The 18,252-nt window shown below is 69.1% G+C and carries 16 protein-coding genes; 12 read left to right on the top strand and 4 right to left on the bottom strand.

Annotated elements, in window-relative coordinates:
* Nucleotides 1–75 precede the first annotated feature (75 nt).
* Complete coding sequence (locus IG196_RS28625; RefSeq protein WP_192193982.1) at nt 76–1,521, bottom strand: nicotinate phosphoribosyltransferase; 1,446 nt, start codon at nt 1,519–1,521, stop codon at nt 76–78.
* A 65-nt stretch (nt 1,522–1,586) separates the two neighbouring features.
* The gene (locus tag IG196_RS28620; protein ID WP_192193981.1) at nt 1,587–2,663 is read right to left on the bottom strand and encodes a bifunctional nicotinamide-nucleotide adenylyltransferase/Nudix hydroxylase; all 1,077 of its coding nucleotides are present in this window, start codon (nt 2,661–2,663) and stop codon (nt 1,587–1,589) included.
* Between the two features lie 163 nt (nt 2,664–2,826).
* On the opposite strand from IG196_RS28620, the gene IG196_RS28615 reads away from it, so the two are divergent.
* The 5 genes from IG196_RS28615 (at nt 2,827) to IG196_RS28595 (ending at nt 7,405) form a co-directional block, all read left to right on the top strand.
* Nucleotides 2,827–3,660: a pseudouridine synthase gene (locus tag IG196_RS28615; protein WP_192193980.1), complete on the top strand. Its 834-nt coding sequence runs from the start codon at nt 2,827–2,829 to the stop codon at nt 3,658–3,660.
* A 10-nt stretch (nt 3,661–3,670) separates the two neighbouring features.
* Complete coding sequence (locus IG196_RS28610; protein WP_225616836.1) at nt 3,671–4,777, top strand: winged helix DNA-binding domain-containing protein; 1,107 nt, start codon at nt 3,671–3,673, stop codon at nt 4,775–4,777.
* Between the two features lie 122 nt (nt 4,778–4,899).
* A complete protein-coding gene (locus IG196_RS28605) occupies nt 4,900–5,556 on the top strand; it encodes a response regulator transcription factor (protein ID WP_101491398.1) in 657 nt (218 codons plus the stop codon).
* The gene (locus tag IG196_RS28600; protein WP_192193979.1) at nt 5,553–6,914 is read left to right on the top strand and encodes a sensor histidine kinase; all 1,362 of its coding nucleotides are present in this window, start codon (nt 5,553–5,555) and stop codon (nt 6,912–6,914) included. The genes IG196_RS28605 and IG196_RS28600 overlap by 4 nt, the downstream gene beginning before the upstream one ends.
* Nucleotides 6,915–7,057: 143 nt before the next feature.
* Nucleotides 7,058–7,405 (top strand): hypothetical protein, encoded by a 348-nt coding sequence (locus IG196_RS28595; RefSeq protein WP_192193978.1) that lies wholly within the window; start codon nt 7,058–7,060, stop codon nt 7,403–7,405.
* Nucleotides 7,406–7,432: 27 nt separating this feature from the next.
* Here the strand turns inward: IG196_RS28595 and aqpZ are convergent, their stop codons facing one another.
* Nucleotides 7,433–8,137 carry an aquaporin Z gene (gene aqpZ / locus IG196_RS28590; protein WP_101491395.1) on the bottom strand — a complete coding sequence of 235 codons (705 nt, stop codon included), beginning with the start codon at nt 8,135–8,137 and terminating at the stop codon, nt 7,433–7,435.
* A 177-nt stretch (nt 8,138–8,314) separates the two neighbouring features.
* Nucleotides 8,315–9,325 carry a zinc-dependent alcohol dehydrogenase family protein gene (locus IG196_RS28585; RefSeq protein WP_192193977.1) on the bottom strand — a complete coding sequence of 337 codons (1,011 nt, stop codon included), beginning with the start codon at nt 9,323–9,325 and terminating at the stop codon, nt 8,315–8,317.
* A gap of 100 nt (nt 9,326–9,425) precedes the next feature.
* Between IG196_RS28585 and IG196_RS28580 the strand changes: the two genes are divergently transcribed.
* The 7 genes from IG196_RS28580 to IG196_RS28550 all read left to right on the top strand — a co-directional run bounded on the left by IG196_RS28580 (nt 9,426) and on the right by IG196_RS28550 (nt 18,242).
* Nucleotides 9,426–10,334, top strand: coding sequence for a LysR substrate-binding domain-containing protein (locus IG196_RS28580; protein ID WP_192193976.1), 909 nt, complete (start codon nt 9,426–9,428; stop codon nt 10,332–10,334).
* Between the two features lie 87 nt (nt 10,335–10,421).
* Complete coding sequence (locus IG196_RS28575; protein WP_192193975.1) at nt 10,422–11,444, top strand: ABC transporter substrate-binding protein; 1,023 nt, start codon at nt 10,422–10,424, stop codon at nt 11,442–11,444.
* Nucleotides 11,445–11,602: 158 nt separating this feature from the next.
* Nucleotides 11,603–13,648 carry a molecular chaperone HtpG gene (gene htpG / locus IG196_RS28570; protein WP_192193974.1) on the top strand — a complete coding sequence of 682 codons (2,046 nt, stop codon included), beginning with the start codon at nt 11,603–11,605 and terminating at the stop codon, nt 13,646–13,648.
* Nucleotides 13,645–14,199 carry a hypothetical protein gene (locus IG196_RS28565; protein ID WP_192193973.1) on the top strand — a complete coding sequence of 185 codons (555 nt, stop codon included), beginning with the start codon at nt 13,645–13,647 and terminating at the stop codon, nt 14,197–14,199. Before htpG ends, IG196_RS28565 begins: the two co-directional genes overlap by 4 nt.
* Before the next feature lie 58 nt (nt 14,200–14,257).
* Nucleotides 14,258–15,604, top strand: a complete 1,347-nt coding sequence (locus IG196_RS28560; RefSeq protein WP_192193972.1) for an SWIM zinc finger family protein — start codon at nt 14,258–14,260, stop codon at nt 15,602–15,604.
* Nucleotides 15,601–17,166 carry a DUF5691 domain-containing protein gene (locus tag IG196_RS28555; protein WP_192193971.1) on the top strand — a complete coding sequence of 522 codons (1,566 nt, stop codon included), beginning with the start codon at nt 15,601–15,603 and terminating at the stop codon, nt 17,164–17,166. Before IG196_RS28560 ends, IG196_RS28555 begins: the two co-directional genes overlap by 4 nt.
* On the top strand, nt 17,163–18,242 hold the full coding sequence (locus IG196_RS28550; protein WP_192193970.1) for an AAA family ATPase: 1,080 nt from the start codon (nt 17,163–17,165) through the stop codon (nt 18,240–18,242). Before IG196_RS28555 ends, IG196_RS28550 begins: the two co-directional genes overlap by 4 nt.
* Nucleotides 18,243–18,252 lie beyond the last annotated feature (10 nt).

The raw sequence follows: 18,252 nt of genomic DNA, 5'->3' as shown, positions 1-18,252 counted from the left end.
GGTCTGGTCGCCGGATTATGGGCATGCCATGTGGCAGGGCCTGTGCACACGCCCTGGACTGAAAAGGTCAGCGCCTCAGAGCGGCGCCCGCGACGTGACGAGCGCTCTCGCGCCAACAGCCGCCCGCTCACGTATCGCATCGAAGGTGGTGTTCGCGACGATGCGTCCGTTCTCGAACACCGTTTGCAGCAGATCGACCTGGCCGCTCGCCAGTGTTTCTTCGCGCACGGTCTGTACGTCGCCGTGTGCGTTCCGAATCAGCGCAAGTCGCCCCTTCTTCGAGGCCTTGTTCACGTCGCCTACCGGCGACTTGTAGACATCGCGCCACTCGCCATTCACCTGCATCGCCGAGCACTTCATCGCCCATTGCATCGTGTCGCGGTTGACCTGCTGAAGCAGCCCACCACCCATGCCGAAAGAGATGTTCTCGGTCGAGAAGCCGTTGTGAAAGAAGTTCGAGAGGCACAAGCGCAGCGAGTCGAGGTTGACGCCGTCGCCCTGGATGATGCGCACGTTGTTCAGCACACGAAAGCCCTTGGCATTCGTCGTGGTGCCGAAGCGCTCGGCCAGGATCTGCGCCACCTTGAGCGTGGTTTCGGCCGGGTCGCCCGAGTCGGGCCGCACCACCAGCGTCGCACCCGAGGCCACCACCTTCGCCTTGAGTTCGTCGCCCCAGATGTGCGTGCAGGCATTGAAGATGTCGTAGCTGTCGCTCACCACCGCGAAGGTCGTGCCGGGCTTGGAGAACTGGTCGACCATGTTGCTGTACGCGTCGGATTCATGGTCGCGGCCCCAGCCCGTGATGGTGCTGTGCTCGGCCGCGGGGATCGAGAAGCCCGCCACGTCGCAGTCGTAGTAACGGCGTGCCGCCACCAGTGCAGCCAACGTGTCGGTGCCCATGAAGTTGACCAGGTGGGCCATGCCGCCGAGCGCGGCCGATTCGAGGCTCGAGACGCCGCGCGCGCCGAAGTCGTGCAGCCTGAAGGCGATCTGCCCTTGCGGGTCGTCGCAGGTTGCCTCGAGGTAGCGCAGCAGCGTGGTGCGCGCCGCGGCCGAGAGCGTGGCCACCGTGGTCGGATACCAGATGGCGCGCAGCAATTCGGTTTCGAGAAAGCTCGTGACCCAGAAGAATTCGGGGTCGGTGTTCTCGATGGTGGCCAGCACGTTGTGCACCGGCAGCACGCTGCCCTCGGGCACGGCGCGGATGCGCACCGGCATGAGCCCGCCGTGCTTCTCGATCAGCCGCAGCCAGCCTTCGCGGTTGAAGGGTTCGCCGTGCACGGCCATCATTGCCGCGGCTTCCTCGACGTCGTCGCGCGTCACCGGCGTCTGCAGGTATTCGCGCAGGTACGCCTGCAGACCGAAGAACAGCGAATGGCTGAAGAGCCCGCCGCGCGATTCGATGTAGCTGTGCACGGTCTGCGTACCGGGTGGGTACTGCATCCAGTGCGACACCTTGTAGGAATCGGTGCGCAGCAGCAGGTTGTTGCCCAAAGGCGAAGAGGTGAGGTTGCGGTTCATGTGAAAGCTCCTTTCACGTGGGCCCCGTCAACCGGAGCCCGTTCTTGCTGACAAAGCCTGGTCGTTCAGTTCTTGCCCAGGCCACCCAAAAAATGGTTTGCGATGAAGTAGTGGTCTTCGTAGATGCGGTCCGGCATGCCGAGGAACTCGGCAATCGGCACCCACCGCACCTCGGCCGCATCGTCGTCGGCACGCACATCCGAGAGGCCCGTCCACTGGTTGTGCGCCAGCTCGAAGAAGAAGCCGTGCGTGATCGTGCGGCCGCGCTGCGAGCGGTCGGGCGCATCGAACACATGGCTCGCCTTCATGCTGCCGTTGAGCACGGGCACGGGCACCTTGAGGCGGGTTTCTTCCTTCAGCTCGCGGATGGCCGCGTCCTGCAGCCGCTCGTGCTGGCCGACGAAGCCGCCGGGCAGCGCCCACGTGCCCTTGCCGGGATGGAACTTGCGCTGCACCAGCAGGATGTGGCCCGCCTCGACCACGATGGCATCGACCGTGGTGTAGATCGGCGGAAAGTCGCTGCCCGCATAGCGGTACTTGTCGCGGTAGTCGACGAGGAAGGCGCGTTCGTCGCAGAGCTCGGCATAGTCGGCGGTGCCGGTGAACTTGTCGAGGAAGGCGGCGGTGCCGTCGGGCAGGTCGGCGCGTGCGAGCTGGCCTCGGTTCTCGGGGTCGAAATAGAGGTTGCGCACGTCGGTGGCGTTGAGGCTTTCCACGCTGTGCTGGCCCACGAACTCCCAGTGCGGGAAGAGCTTGAGGTAGTAGCTGGAGCTGTCCTTCAGGTGTCCCACCAGCGCGACCTTGGCCTGCGCCGCGGGCACATGGCCATCCTGCTGGATCAGCCGCTCGACGGCAGACTGGATCGACGCGATCCAGAGCTGGTCGTTGTAGGGCGAGTCGCCGACGCCGACGACGCTCACGCGCATCTGCTCGGTGCCGCGCAGGCACGCGCGCACCATGCGTTCGCGTTCATCGAAGGTGAAGGGGTCTTTGACGCTGCGGGGCTTGCGGTCGGAGCCGACCACCACGATGACCCGATCGGCGGCGCGAAGGCCTTCTTCGATGAGTCGCTGGTGACCGAAATGAACGGGCTGGAAACGCCCGATGACGATGGCGTACTGAAACTTGCGTGTGTTTGGCATGCTCACTTGGGAATCCCCCAAAAAGGGCGCAATCAACTTGCGCCTGAATTCAGGATAGCACCGGTCTGACGCATCGATCAAGTGTTCCTTGCCCCACGCGGCAGGCGGCTGACGGCAAACAGCCAGATACTCGGAGGGCGCATTTGCTAGGATTCGCCCCCCCATGACCGAGCCCTCTAACTCCCCCCACGCGCCCGTGCGCCTCAACAAACGCATGGCCGAACTCGGCCTGTGCTCGCGCCGCGAGGCCGACGACTGGATCGCGCAGGGCTGGGTGCGTGTCAACGGCAAGCCCGCCGAGATGGGCGTGAAGGTCACGCCCAACGACCGCATCGAGGTCGACAAGGCCGCCAAGGGCCAGCAGGCGAACCAGGTCACGATCCTCATCAACAAGCCCATCGGCTACGTGAGCGGGCAGGCCGAAGACGGCCATGAGCCGGCGGTCACGCTCTTCACGCCGCAGAACCGCTGGGTGGAAGACAACGCGCGCTTCTTCTTCGGCCCGCAGCAGCTGCGCGGCCTGGCGCCCTGCGGGCGGCTGGACATCGACTCCACCGGCCTGCTCGTGATGACGCAAGACGGCCGCATCGCGCGCCAGCTCATCGGCGAAGACTCGGTGATGGACAAGGAATACCTCGTGCGCGTGGCCTACCTCGGCCTGGACCAGCCCGCGCCCACCGGCCAGCTGGTGCGCCTGGACGACGACGACCCGGTCACCACCAACGTGCAGGCGGTGTTTCCGCCCGCCATGCTGGCCCGGCTGCGGCACGGCCTGAGCCTGGACGGCCAGGCGCTCAAGCCGGCGCGCGTCGAGTGGCAGAACCCCGAGCAGCTGCGCTTCGTGCTCACCGAAGGCAAGAAGCGCCAGATCCGTCGCATGTGCGAGCTGGTCGGCCTCAAGGTGGTGGGCCTGAAGCGCGTGCGCATCGGCAAGGTGATGCTCGGCAACCTGCCGGTGGGGCAGTGGCGCTACCTGGCGCCGCACGAGAAGTTCTAAGAATCTGCCGATGATGGCCGCGGTGCTGAGCCGTCGCGCACTGAACCGGGCCACGCTGGCGCGGCAGATGCTGCTGGCGCGGCGCAAGGCGACCGTCGTGCAGGCCATCGAGAAGCTGGCCGGGCTGCAGGCGCAGGCGCCCAATCCGCCCTACATCGGCCTGTGGAGCCGGCTCGAAGGCTTTCGCCGCGAGCAGCTGACCGACGCGCTGAAAACACGCCGCATCGTCCGCATGTCGACGCTGCGCGCGACCCTGCACTTGATGACCGCCCCGGACGCGTGGGCCTGGCGGCCGTTGCTCGAACCGGTGCACCAGCGCGGCCTGTCGGGCCTGCATGCGCGGGCCCTCGAAGGCGTCGACCGTGCGGACGTGGTGAAGGCGGGCCGTGCATTGCTCGACGATGGACCGCTCACCGGCACGGCGCTCGGCCAGACGCTTGCAACGCGCTGGAAAGACCACGCGCCGGCTTCGCTCGCCGCGCTCATCCGCAACAACGTGCCGCTGGTCCACCTGCCGCCCGCGGGCAGCTGGAACTCGCACCAGAACGCGCTGCTGCAGCCGCTCGGCGCATGGCTCGGTGAATCCGCCGCCGGGATCGCAGAAGCCACGCAAGGCGACCTGCTCCTGCGCTACCTCGCCGCCTTCGGCCCCGCGACGCTGGCCGATGCCGGCGCGTGGTCGGGCCTCACGGGCTGGAAGGCCGTAGCTGATCGATTGAAGCCGCAGCTGCGCGTGTTCACCGGTGAACAGGGCCAGGAACTCTTCGACCTGCCGCGTGCGCCGCGCCCCGACCCCGACACGCCCGCACCGCCGCGCCTGGTCGCCGAATGGGACAACCTGCTGCTCTCGCACGCCGACCGCAGCCGCGTGCTCGACGAGGCGCACCGCGCCCGCGTGTTCACCGTCAACGGCATCGTGCGCGGCACGGTGCTGCTCGACGGCTTCGTCGCGGGCACCTGGAAGATCGAGCGCGCGACGCAGGCGGCCACCGTGGTGCTGGAGCCCTTCACGCGCTGGTCCGTGGCCGACCGGCGCGGCGTGGAGGAAGAGGCGCTGCGCCTGCTGGCCTTTGCCGCAGACGACGAAGCCGAGCGGCACGCGGTCCGCGTCCTGTGACCCTGGCGCCTGCACGGCGCCTAAGCCCCGCCTAAGTCTTCGCGCCTACGCTGCGCCGCGGCGCAGGGCCACTACCGATCATCCCGATCGCGTGCTACTTTGCGCGCGAAGGAGTCGCCGCAATGCGCGTGCTGCTGGTGGAAGACGACGAAATGATCGGGCGCAGCCTGAAGCAGGCGCTCGAGGGCGCGGGCTGGTCGGCCGACTGGGTGCGCGACGGCGAGCTGGCGCAAAGCGCGCTCGGCGACGGCGGCTACACCTGCGTGCTGCTCGACCTGGGCCTGCCCCGCCAGGACGGCACCGAGGTGCTGCGCCGCGCGCGCGAACGCGGCGACGCCACGCCCGTGCTGGTGCTCACCGCGCGCGACGGGCTGGACGACCGCATCCACAGCCTGGACCTCGGCGCCGACGACTACCTGCTCAAGCCCTTCGAGTTCCGCGAGCTGCTCGCGCGCATGCGCGCCGTGGTGCGCCGCCGCGACGGCGCCGCCCATTCGCGGATCGGCACCGCCGCGCTGCAGCTGGACCTCACGACGCGCGAGGTGGCGGTCAACGGCGTGCCCGAGGCGCTCACCGCGCGCGAGTTCGCGCTGCTGCATGCACTGCTGGAGCGGCCCGGCGCCATCCTCTCGCGCGAGCAGCTCGAAAACCGCATCTACGGCTGGGGCGACGAAGTGACCAGCAACGCCATCGACGTGCTGATCCACGGCATGCGCCGCAAGCTCGGCGCCGACGCGATCCGCAACGTGCGCGGGCTCGGTTGGCGAGTCGCTGCATGACCGGTGCGGCCCGCCGCTGGTGGCGCCCGCGTTCGCTGCGCACCCAGCTGCTGCTGTGGCTCGTCACGCTGCATGTGGTGGCGGCGGTGCTCACGGCGTGGTTCTCCTTTCTGGCCTACGGCAACCTCGTTCACAACGCACTGGACGACCAGATGCGGCTGGTGGCCGAGTCGTATGCGGGCAACGACCCGCCCAAGACCCCGCGCGCGATGGACGGCGAAGCGGCCTTCTCGCGCGGCGCCTTTGTCGTGCAGCTCTGGAGTGCTGATGGCGCTACGTTGCGCGCGAGTTCATGGCCCGCACTGTCGGTGCCGCTGCAGCCGGGCAGCGGCTTCAGCGACGTGCATGCCGAAGGGCCCGCGCATTCGCGCTGGCGCGTGTTCACGGCCGAGCCCGCGCTGCACGCCGACGCGCCGCGCGTGCAGGTGCTGCAGAACGAGGACTACCGGCATCGCCGCGCGCTGCGCCGCGCCTTGCTCGAAGGCCTGCCGATCGCGTTGCTGCTGCCGGCGGCGCTGCTGGTGCTGTGGCTCATCGTGTCGGCCGCCTCGCGCTCGCTGCGGGGCGTGGCGCGCGACGTGGCCTCGCAGGACGAACGCCGCCCGACCGCGCTGTCGCTGGCGCGCGTGCCCGACGAGATCACGCCGCTGGTGGGTGCCTTCAACCACCTGCTGTCGCGCGTTCGCAGCGCCTTCGCCACGCAGCGCCGCTTCGTGCAGGACGCGGCGCACGAGCTGCGAACGCCGATGGCGGCCATCGGCCTGCAGATCGAGAACCTGCGCGCGCACGTGCCGGCCGGCGAAGCCACCGACCGCTTCAACCAGCTCGAGGCCGGCGTGACGCGCGCGCAGCACCTGATCGAGCAGCTGCTGCAGCTGTCGCGGCAGGATGCACCGCCCTCGGATGCGCCGGGCGAGCGGGTCGACATCGAGACGCTGCTGCGCGACAGCCTGGGCCAGCGCATGGTGCTGGCCGATGCGCGGCGCATCGACGTGGGCTTCGAAGGTCTGACCGCTGCGGTGGTGACCGCACCTGCGTCCGAACTGCGCAGCGTGTTCGACAACCTCATCGACAACGCGCTGCGCTACGCGCCCGAAGGCGGCGTGGTCGATGTGCGGCTGCACCAGGTCGACGGCCAAGCGGTGGTCGATGTGCTCGACAACGGGCCGGGCATTCCGCCGGCCGAACTCGAGCGTGTGTTCGACCGCTTCTTTCGCGTGCCGGGCGCGGTGGCGGGCGGCAGCGGGCTGGGCCTGGCGATTGCGCGCACGGCGGCCGAGCGGCATGGCTTGCGCATCGAACTGCGCAACCGCGACGACGGATCGGGGCTGAGGGCGCGGGTGCTGCTGCCGATGTAGACGGCGCGGTGGTGCTCACGCCCCGCTCATTCTTTGCTCACGCTGGCCTCAGTCAGGCTGCCTAGAGTGGCTGCAGGTCCTGCTGCGCGCGGTCCGCGCGACGGCACCGGACCGGAGACAACCTGCCCTCAGGAGAACACACCATGCGCACTTCGTTCCAGCCGTTCCAGTTTCTGGCCGTCGCTTCCTTCGCCGCGTTCGCGGCCCTGGGCACGGTCAATGCATCCGCCGAAACCACCGACGGTTCGGACTTCCATCCGCTGCAGATGAATTCGCCGGAGAACCCGGAGGTGCAGGCCGGCGCGATGGCGGCGGCACGTCCGAGCGGCACGGAGCCCATCGGGCAGTCGACGTCGGCGCCGGCGATCAGCGGGATGACCCCGGTGTCCGACATCCAGGCGGGCGCCTATGCGGCGTCGCACCCGACGGGCACGGAGCCCATCGGGCAATCGACTTCACTGCCGATGGTGAAGTCGGGCAGCGGAAGCTGATCCAGCCTCCGCTGCGGAAAGCTCAGCTCAGTCGTCGTTGCTGCTGAGCAGTGCGCGGTAGATCACCGCGCCGATGATCGCGCCCACGATCGGGGCGACCCAGAACAGCCACAGCTCCGACATCGCATACGACGGGCCGAACAGCGCCGGGCCGGTGCTGCGCGCCGGGTTCACCGAGGTGTTGGTCACGGGGATCGACACCAGGTGGATCAGCGTCAGGCACAGGCCGATGGCCATGCCCGCGAAGCCGGCCGCCGCGCGCTTGGCGGTGGCACCGAGGATCACGATCAGGAACACGGCGGTCATCACCACTTCGCTGATGAGTGCGGCCGTCATGCTGTACTTGCCGGGCGAGTGCTCGCCGTAGCCGTTGGTGGCAAAGCCGCCGATGTCCGCGCCCGGCTTGCCGGTGGCAATCAGGTACAGCACGCCGGCCGCCGCGATGGCGCCCAGCACCTGCGACACGATGTAGCCCGGCAGCTGCCCGGCCTTGAAGCGGCCTGCGGCTGCAAGGCCGATCGACACGGCCGGGTTGAAGTGGCCGCCCGAGATCGGACCGAGCGCATAGGCGCCGGTGACCACCGTGAGGCCGAAGGCCAGCGAGACGCCGAGCAGGCCGATGCCGACGCCCGGAAAGGCCGCTGCCAGAACTGCGCTTCCGCAGCCTCCGAGCGTGAGCCAGAAAGTACCAATGAATTCTGCAGACCACTTTTTGTAGGTACTGTGTTCCATAACGCTCCATCCTGAAGTTGAGAAAGCACGCACGGCGGGAGCCGAACGCGGGCCGCATTCTAGGAACGGGAATTGGAGGCGTCGAGCAAACGGGCGCGCTGAACGGCAACTGTTCACGATTGCTGTGGATTTGTGCCCTGCAGCATTTGCACATGGGCGGCGCGACGGCGTGCAGCGTCACATCGTGATGACGACCTTGCCGAACGCGCCGCGTTCCAGATGGTCGAGCGCGGCGGGCAATGCATCGAAGCTGTAGCGCGCCGCAATCACCGGCTTCAGCGCATTGGCATCGACCGCGCGCACCAGCTCGTCGAGTGCGCGCCGGTGGCCGACGCCGATGCCTTGCACCGTCACGCGGCCGAGCACCATCGCGTAGAACGACGCGCTCAGCGTGTCGCCACTGAGCATGCCGATGATCGACACGCGCCCGCCCTGCTTCACGGCCTGCAGCGAGCGGTCGAGGTCGGGGCCGCTGGACAGTTCGAGCACGTGGTCGACGCCGCGCCCGTGCGTGAGACGGCGCACCTCGGCGGGCCAGTCGCTGTCGCGCGCCAGCACGTGCGTGGCGCCGAGCGCGAGGGCCGCGGCCTGCTTGTCTGCGCTGCCGGTCACCACGATGGCCTGCGCGCCGTGCAGCCGCGCGAGCTGCAGGCCGAACAGCGCGACGCCGCCGGTGCCGTGGACCAGCACCGTCTCGCCCGCGCGCAGGGCGCCGGTTTCGACCAGCGCGAACCACGCCGTGAGGCCGGCGCACGGCAGCGTGCTGGCTTCTTCGAGGCTCAGCGTGGCGGGCGCGGCCACGGCCCAGTTCGCATCGATGCACACGTGCGAGGCCAGCATGCCCGGCCCGGGGCCGCCGAGCAGCGTGGTGTCGGCGTGCCAGTGGCTGTCGATCCAGCCGCCCCAGAAGGTGTTGATCACGCGGTCGCCCACGGCAAAGCGATGCACGCCCGGGCCCACGGCCACCACGGTGCCCGCCATGTCGGAGCCGGGCGTGAAGGGCAGCTCGAGCGCCATGCCCATGCCGTCGCGCACCATGAGCAGGTCGCGGTAGTTGAGCGCCACCGCGCCCACGCGCACGAGGATCTGGCCTGCGCTTGGCGAGGGCATCGGCGCCTCGGCTTGTTCGAGGTGGGCGCGGCCCAGTCGGGGAAGCTGCCAGCGGCGCAGCACGTCGGGTTCTTGCATCGGAAAGGCTCCATGGGGAAAGATCGGCCTCGATGCTATTGACGATAAAAACGATCCGGTGGTGGATAATTTTCCGAAGAATGGTGCTTGAAAGTATCCAATGAGCCAACGCCTGCAAGGCATCGAAGAGTTCGTCGCGGCGGTGGAGGCGGGCAGCTTTGCGCTCGCCGCGCAGCGCCTGCACGTCACGCGTTCGGCCGTCGCCAAGAGCATCGCGCGGCTCGAGGCGCGGCTGGACACGCGCCTGTTCTTGCGCACCACGCGCAGCCAGAGCCTCACCGAGGAGGGGCACGGCTACTACGAGCGCTGCCGCCGCGCGCTGGCCGAGCTGGACGCGGCCGAGGCGCTCACCGACGCCGCGCGCCACACGGCCGCCGGCCTCGTGCGCCTGAGCATGCCGGCGATGCTCGGGCGGCTCAAGGTCGGGCCGCTGCTGCTGGCCCTGGCGCGCCAGCATCCGCAGTTGTCGCTGGAGCTGGCCTTCAACGACCGGCGCGTCGACCTCGTGGAAGAGGGGCTCGACCTGGCCATCCGCAGCGGCGAGCTCGACGACAGCGCCGGCCTCGTGGCGCGGCCGGTCGGCGTGCAGTGGATGCTGCTGTGCGCCGCGCCCGCGTACCTGGCCGAACGCGGTCATCCGCGCGACCTCGCGGCGCTGGTCGTGCCGCACGAGGCCGTGTACTACGCCCGCGACGGGCAGGTCTCGCCCTGGCGCTTTCACGAAGGCGGCACGGTGGTGGAGGCCGCGCTGCCCTCGCGCCTGCGCTGCGACAGCGCCGAGGTGCTGCTGGAGGCCGCCCTCGGCGGCATGGGCCTGGCGCGGCTGCCGGCCTGGCTGGCGGCCGACGCGCTCGCGGCCGGCACGCTGGTGCGCGTGTTCGACGAGCCGGTGCCTTTCGGCTTTCCGCTGCACGTGATCCGCACGCCGAGCCGCTACCTGCCGCTGAAGACGCGTGTGGTGATCGACTGGCTGGTGGAGCACCTGCCACCGCTGCTGGCGACACGCTGAGCCCATTCACGCAGACGGGCGCTATCCTGCGCTTTCGAACAACGAGGAGACCTGCGCATGCCTTCATCATTCGCCCCGCGACACACCATGAGTGCCCTGGCCACCGCCTGCCTGGGCGCGTTGCTCCTGCTCGGGGCGCCGCAGGCCGCCGCGCAGGGCACCGTCAACGCACTGTGCAGCACCGACGCGGGCTGGTGCGAAGCGGCCGCCACGGCCTTCACGCGCGAGACCGGCATCAAGGTGCAGCAGGCCCACAAGGGCACCGGCGAAATTGGTGCGCAGCTGCGCGCCGAGGCCGCCAACCCCAAGACCGATATCTGGTGGGGCGGCACCGGCGACCCGTTCCTGCAGGCCGCCGAACAGGGCCTGCTCGAGCCCTACCGCCCGGCCTACATCAACGACCTGCACGACTGGTCGGTGCGCCAGTACGCCATGTCGCAGAACATGGTGGGCGGCTTCTACACGAGCGCGATGGGCTTCGGCTTCAACACCGACCTGCTGAAGAAAAAGAAGCTCGCCGAACCCAAGTGCTGGGCCGACCTCATCAAGCCCGAGTACAAGGGCGAGATCGAAATTTCGCACCCCGCCACCAGCGGCACGGCCTACACCGTCATCGCGGGCCTGGTGCAGCAGATGGGCGAGGAGCCCGCGTTCGACTACCTGAAGAAGCTGCACAAGAACGTCACCAGCTACACGCGCAGCGGCCAGGCGCAGGCGCCCAACGTGGCCAAGGGCGAAGTGGCGATCGGCGTGAGCTTCATCTTCGGTTTCGAGCGCTGGCGGCACGACAAATTTCCGGTGAAGACCGCCGCGCCCTGCGAAGGCACGGGCTTCGAGATCGGCGGCATCGCGCTCGTGAAGGGCGCGCGCAACAAGGAGAACGCCAAGCGCTACTACGACTGGCTCATGAGCCCCGCGGGCCAGTCCATCGGCGCCAAGGCCGGCAGCCTGCAGTCGCCGGCCAACAAGACCTTCAAGCCCGACGCGCGCATTCCTTCGATGGACGGCGTGAGGCTCATCAAGTACGACTTCGAGAAGTACGGCAAAGTGGCCGAGCGCAAGCGGCTCATCGACCGCTGGACGCGCGAAGTCGAATCACAACCGCGTTGAAAGCGCGGCGTGCAACCGACAGCCGTGTGACAAAGTTCGCGCGGCCTTGCACTCGTTGTTTTTTGGCGCGACAACCCCAACTCATAAAGTTGGCAAGGCCGCTGCCCGCCGCGGGCGGCTCGCCTTAGAATTTTTTGGCTTCGATCTCTTTCTTTCCCATGGCTGATTCCTCCAATACCAAACTCCCGTTCCAGGCTGAAGTCGCGCAACTGCTGCACCTCGTCACGCATGCGCTGTACTCCAACAAGGAAATCTTCCTGCGCGAGCTGATCTCGAACGCGTCCGACGCGTGCGACAAGCTGCGCTTCGAGGCGCTCGACCACCCCGAGCTCTACGAAGACCAGCCCGAGCTCGACGTGCGCCTGTCGTTCGACAAGGCCGCGCGCACCCTCACGATCACCGACAAGGGCATCGGCCTGTCGCGCCAGGAAGCCATCGACAACCTCGGCACCATCGCCAAGAGTGGTACCAAAGACTTCATGAGCCGCCTCAGTGGCGACCAGAAGGCCGACGCACAACTCATCGGCCAGTTCGGCGTGGGCTTCTATTCGGGCTTCATCGTGGCCGACAAGATCAGCGTCGAGTCGCGCCGCGCGGGCCTGCCCGCCGACCAGGGCGTGCGCTGGGTGAGCGGCGGCGCCGGCGACTTCGAGGTGGCCGACATCACGCGCGCCGAACGCGGCACCAGCATCACGCTGCACCTGCGCGACGACGCCGACGAATACCTCAACGCCTGGAAGCTCAAGCAGATCGTCGGCAAGTACTCCGACCACATCTCCCTGCCCATCCTGATGGAAAAGGAAGAGTGGAAAGAAGGCGAGAACGACCAGCCCGGCGACATGGTGAAAACCGGCGAGTGGGAAACCGTCAACAAGGCCAATGCCCTGTGGAGCCGTCCCAAGAAGGACATCACCGCCGAGCAGTACGAAGAGTTCTACAAGAGCATCAGCCACGACTTCGAAGCGCCGCTGGCCTGGAGCCACAACCGCGTGGAAGGCAGCACCGAGTACACGCAGCTGCTGTACATCCCGGCCAAGGCCCCGTTCGACCTGTGGAACCGCGACAAGAGCGCGGGCGTCAAGCTGTACGTCAAGCGCGTCTTCATCATGGACGATGCCGAGGCGCTGCTGCCCAACTACCTGCGCTTCGTGAAGGGCGTGATCGACTCGGCCGACCTGCCGCTCAACGTGAGCCGCGAGCTGCTGCAGGAAAGCCGCGACGTGAAGGCCATCCGCGAAGGCAGCACCAAGCGCGTGCTGTCGATGCTCGAAGACCTGGCCAAGAAGCAGAAGACTGCACCCGACAGCATCGAGGGCAAGATCGACGTGGGCTCGGGCGAATCGGTGCCCGCCCCCGAGCCGACCGAAGGCCTGAACGATGTCAGCGACGTGGTCGACAAGAACACCACCCCCGCCGCCGAAGCCGCCGCCGAGTACGCCGACGAATCGGGCAAGTTCGCCAAGTTCTACGCCGAGTTCGGCGCGGTGCTGAAAGAAGGCCTGGGCGAGGACATGGGCAACCGCGACCGCATCGCCAAGCTGCTGCGCTTTGCCTCCACCACGAGCGACGTCGCGAGCGTGAGCTTCGCCGACTACAAGGCGCGCATGAAGGACGGCCAGGACGCCATCTACTACATCACGGCCGACAACCTCGCCGCCGCCAAGAACAGCCCGCAGCTCGAAGTCTTCAAGAAGAAGGGCATCGAGGTGCTGCTCATGACCGACCGTGTCGACGAGTGGGCGCTGAACTACCTCAACGAGTTCGACGGCACGCCGCTGCAAAGCGTGGCCAAGGGCGCGGTCGACCTGGGCAAGCTGCAGGACGAGTCCGAGAAGAAGGCCGCCGAGGAGGCCGCCGAGTCGTTCAAGCCGCTGCTCGAGAAGCTGAAAGAGGCGCTCAAGGACAAGGCCGAAGACGTGCGCGTGACCACGCGCCTGGTCGACTCGCCCGCCTGCCTCGTGGTGGAAGACGGCGGCATGAGCACGCAGCTCGCGCGCATGCTCAAGCAGGCCGGCCAGCCCGCGCCCGACTTGAAGCCCGTGCTCGAAGTCAACGCCGAGCACCCGCTGGTGAAGAAGCTCGAAGGCTCCGCGCATTTCGACGACCTCGCGAACATCCTGTTCGACCAGGCGCTGCTGGCCGAAGGCGGCCTGCCGGCCGACCCGGCGGCCTACGTGAGGCGCGTCAACGCGCTGCTGGTGTGAACGCCCGGCCGCGCATCGTTCGTCGCGCAGCGGTCGCCACCTCGGCGCTGCTGTTGTTGCTTCTGGTGGGCGGCTGTTCGCACTATCACATCGGCATTCCGCTGGTGCCCGGGCTCTCGCTCGGGCTCGGTGCCACGAAGGACGGCAATTTTTCCGTCGGCCTGAACACCGGCTGGGGCCCGCTCGGCGCGGGCGTGGCGCTGCACGACAACGGCGCCGTCACCGGCTCGGCCAGCGTCGGTGTGGGGGTCGGCGTCGGACCGATCGGCACCGGCGTGGGTGTCGGCAAGAGCGTGGTGCTGCACAACCCGTACGAGACGGCGGTGCCAGCGCCCGGGCAGGCGACGCCTGGCGTGGTGGTGCCTGCTTCGGCATCGGCCACCACGCCTGTCAGCGTCACCAAGGCCGGCGTCACGCGGCCGATGTCGCCGTCGCCACCGATCGCCGCCGCACCCGTGCCGGCGGCACGCGTGTCCTACCGCGCCCCCGTTGCGAAAACAGCGGTCGTGGCCGGCGAAGCAGGCACGCCCGGCAATCCCATCGCGCCCTGATGGTCGCGCCCCTCCCACCCCTGACCGCGCCGCGGCCCGGCGCGAGGCTGCCCTTTCCATGAGTCTCAGTACCGAAGCCGTCCTTGCGCTCGCGCCGGACGACGCCTCCGCGAAGGCCGCCAAAGGCCTGCTCGCGCCCGCCAAGTGGCCCACGCTCGGGCATTCCGACGATGCTGTCTGGGGCGAATGCCAGGGCAGCGGCAGCAAGCCCTACCAGACGCAGGTCGACCTGTCGGGGCCGGTGTTCCGCTGCTCCTGCCCGAGCCGCAAGTTCCCCTGCAAGCACGGCCTGGCGCTGATGCTGCTGCGCGCGCAGAGCGAAGCCAGCTTCACCGCCGGCGCGCCGCCGCCGTGGGTGGCCGACTGGCTCGCCTCGCGCCGCGACAAGGCCGAGAAGAAAGAAGCGCGCGCCGCCGAACCGGCCGCCGCGCCCGATCCCGCGGCTGCCGCCAAGCGCGACGCGCAGCGCTGGAAGCGCATCGAGGCCGGCGTGCAGGAGCTTGCGCGCTGGCTCGACGACCAGACCCAGCGCGGCCTGGCCGCACTCGGCAGCGAGCAGGCCGAAGGTTGGGCCGCCATGGCCGCGCGCATGGTCGATGCGCAGGCGCCGGGGCTCGGCCAGCGCATCACGCAGGCGGCCGAGCTGATCGGCGCCGGCGAAGGCTGGCCCGCGCGGCTGCTCGACCGGCTGGGCCGGTTGCAGCTCATCGTCGATGCGGTGCCGCGCCGCGACAGCCTGTCGCCCGCCACGCGCGCCGACCTGCGCGCCGCGCTCGGCTGGCCGCAGGACCGCGAGGCGCTGCTGGCCGATGGCGAACGCGTGAACGACCACTGGCTCGTGCTGGGCCAGTGCCTCGACGAGCGCGACACCAAGCTGGTCGAGCGCCATGTGTGGCTGCAGGGCCGCGCGAGCGGACGTCGCGCGCTGCTGCTCGACTACTCGCACGGCGGACGTGGCTTCGAGACCGGCTGGGTCAGCGGCAGCGAACGCGCGGCCGTGCTGTGCTTCTATCCCGGCCACGCCTCGCAGCGCGCGGTGGTGGCCGAACTGCCGGCCGAGGCTGCATCGACCGCCGCACCTTTTGCGGCCCATGACGAAGCCGGTGAATGGCAACGCATGGCGCAGCAGATCGCGGCCAACCCGTGGCAGCCGCTGCTGCCCCTGGTGTGGGCCGACGCCGTGCCTGCGCGGCATGGCGACCAGTGGTGGCTGCGCCTGGGTTCTGCGTCGCAGGCCCTGCCGATGCAACTGGCCGCGGCCGAAGCCTGGCAGCTGCTGGCGCATTCGGGCGGCGCGCCGCTGCGCGTCTTTGGCGAATGGGATGGCGAGCAGTTCGCGCCACTCACCGCGTGGGCGGCTGAGGGCGGAACACCCGTCTGGACCTTGAGCGGAGCACGCACATGAGCCATTGGAATACCTTGCTGCAGACCGCGCTCGTCGGCACCGCACGTCAACCTGTGCCAGCCGCCGACGGCATGGCCGGCGATTTCGGCGCGCTGCTCCAGGCGCTGCAACAACCTACCGACACCGCGCAAGGCGTGCTGCTGCGCGTCGCGGGCGCCGTGGCCGTGGGCCGCCGCGCAGGCTTCGTCGCGCCGGGCTTGCCCGCAGACGACGCACCGCCTGCCGCCAACGACCCCTCTCCCTCGCTCGGCGACCCCGCCTTGCTCGCCGTGATCGCCGATGCGCTCGCCAGTGGCCCGCAGCGCCTGCAGCACGAGGTGCTGGCCGTGCTTTCGACGGCTGGCTGGCGCCTGCCGCCCAGCCTGCTGCCCGCCGCACTCGATGCCGGCCGCCGCGACACCGCGCTGCGTCCCGCCGTCGTCCTCGCGCTCGGCGAGCGTGGTCGCTGGCTGGCCGCGCGCAACGACGACTGGCGCTACGCCGTCGGCGCCAGCGCGCAGGCCGACACCCAGACCCGCTGGGACGAAGGCAGCATCGACCAGCGCCGCGCCGTGCTGGCCGAGCAACGCCGCGACGACCCGGCCGGCGCGCGCGAACGCCTCGCTGCCGAGCTGCCGCAACTGCCCGCCAAGGAGCGCGCCGTGCTGATCGGCGCATTGGCAGAGAACCTCAGCCCCGACGACGAAGCGCTGCTCGAAGCCCAGCTGAAAGACCGCGCGCGCGACGTGCGCCAGACCGTGGTCGAGCTGCTGCAACGCCTGCCGGCCAGCGCACACGTGCGGCGCGTCGAAGCCTTCCTCGCGCCGTTGCTTTCATCGCAAGGCGCGACGTGGCAACTGAACGCCCCCGAGGCCGCCGACCCGCGCTGGAAGGACGACGCCATCGACGCCGCGCGCCCCACGCACGACAGCCTCGGAGAGCGCGCGTGGTGGCTCTACCAGCTCGTGCGCCAGATGCCGCTCGCGTGGTGGACCGCGCGCACCGGCCTGGCGCCCGCTGCATTGCTCGACTGGGCCGCCACCGGCGACTGGCACGACGCCCTGCTGCGCGGCTGGAACGAGGCCGTGCTGGCCGCGCCCGATTTCGACTGGTGCGACGCGCTGCTCGACCTCCCGCGCGGTCACCGCGGCGGCGTGGGTCCGTTGCTCGCGCTGCTGCCGCGCGAACGCCGCGAGCGCCACTGGGCGACGCAACTCGGCGATGCCGGCGAAGGTGTGCAGGACGTTGTCGCGTTTGCAGACCAGGCCTGCGCACCCGGCGACACGCCCTCGGCCGCGCTGTCGCTGCGCATCGCGCAGGCGCTGCGCACGCGCGTCGAGCGCGGTGACCTCGTCAACGACTACGTGCTGCGCCAGGTGCTCGGCACCGCCGCCGCGCTGCTGCACCTCGATGCGCTGCCGCTGCTGGCCGACCTGCCGCGCGCGGCCGAGGAAAGCCCCGGCCTCGCCCACGCACTGGCCGACACCGCGCGCATCGTGCGCGCGCGCCGGCTGGTCGCCACGCTTCCTTTGTCTTCTTCCTCTTCTTCCTCACTTTCAACCTCTTCCCAAGGCCGTCCATGAGCAATGTCCTGCGCCAGCATGCCGAACAGCAATTCGCCGAAGAACTCGAAGCGCTCCAGAAGGTCGACGACCGCCAGCGCCCGGCCAACTGGAAGCTCTCACCCTGGGCTGTGCTCACCTACCTGATGGGCGGCAAGCTGGCCAACGGCTTCGAGGTCAGCCCCAAGTACATCGGCAGTTCGCGTCTGATGGAAATCGCCGTGTCCACCCTCGCCACCGACCGCGCGCTGCTGCTGTACGGCGTGCCGGGCACCGCCAAGTCGTGGGTGTCGGAGCACCTGGCCGCCGCCGTGAGCGGCGACTCGACGATGCTGATCCAGGGCACTGCCGGCACCAGCGAAGAACAACTGCGCTACGGCTGGAACTACGCCGAGCTGCTGGCCCACGGCCCGTCTGAAAAGGCGCTGGTGCCGAGCCCGCTCGTGAATGCCATGCGCCTGGGCAAGATCGCGCGCGTCGAAGAACTCACGCGCATCCCGGCCGACGTGCAAGATTCGCTGATCACCGTGCTGTCGGAAAAGACGCTGCCCGTGCCCGAGCTCGGCACCGAGGTGCAGGCCGTGCGCGGCTTCTCGGTGATTGCCACCGCCAACAACCGCGACAAGGGCGTGAACGAACTGTCGAGCGCGCTCAAGCGCCGCTTCAACACCGTGGTGCTGCCCGTGCCGTCGAGCGAGGCCGAAGAAGTGCAGATCGTCGTCAAGCGCGTGTCCGAGCTGGGCCGCGCGCTCGCGCTGCCGGCCGAGCCGCCCGCGCTGCAGGAAGTGCGCCGCGTGGTGCAGATCTTCCGCGAGCTGCGCAACGGCCAGACCGAAGACGGCAAGACGCGCATCAAGTCGCCTACCTCCACGCTCTCGACCGCCGAGGCCATCTCGGTCATCAACAGCGGCATGGCGCTGGCCGGCCACTTCGGCGACGGCGTGCTGCGCTCGGCCGACGTGGCCTCGGGCCTGATCGGCGCCGTCATCAAGGACCCGGTGCAGGACCAGGTGGTGTGGAAGGAATACCTCGAGACGGTAGTGAAAGAGCGGGCCGACTGGAAGGACCTGTACCGCGCCTGCCGCGAACAACTCTGACGCGGGCCGG

Origin of the sequence: Variovorax sp. 38R, assembly GCF_014843395.1 — a bacterium.
GTDB classification, from domain to species: Bacteria; Pseudomonadota; Gammaproteobacteria; order Burkholderiales; family Burkholderiaceae_C; genus Variovorax; species Variovorax paradoxus_H.
This window is presented reverse-complemented; position numbering and strand designations above follow the sequence as displayed.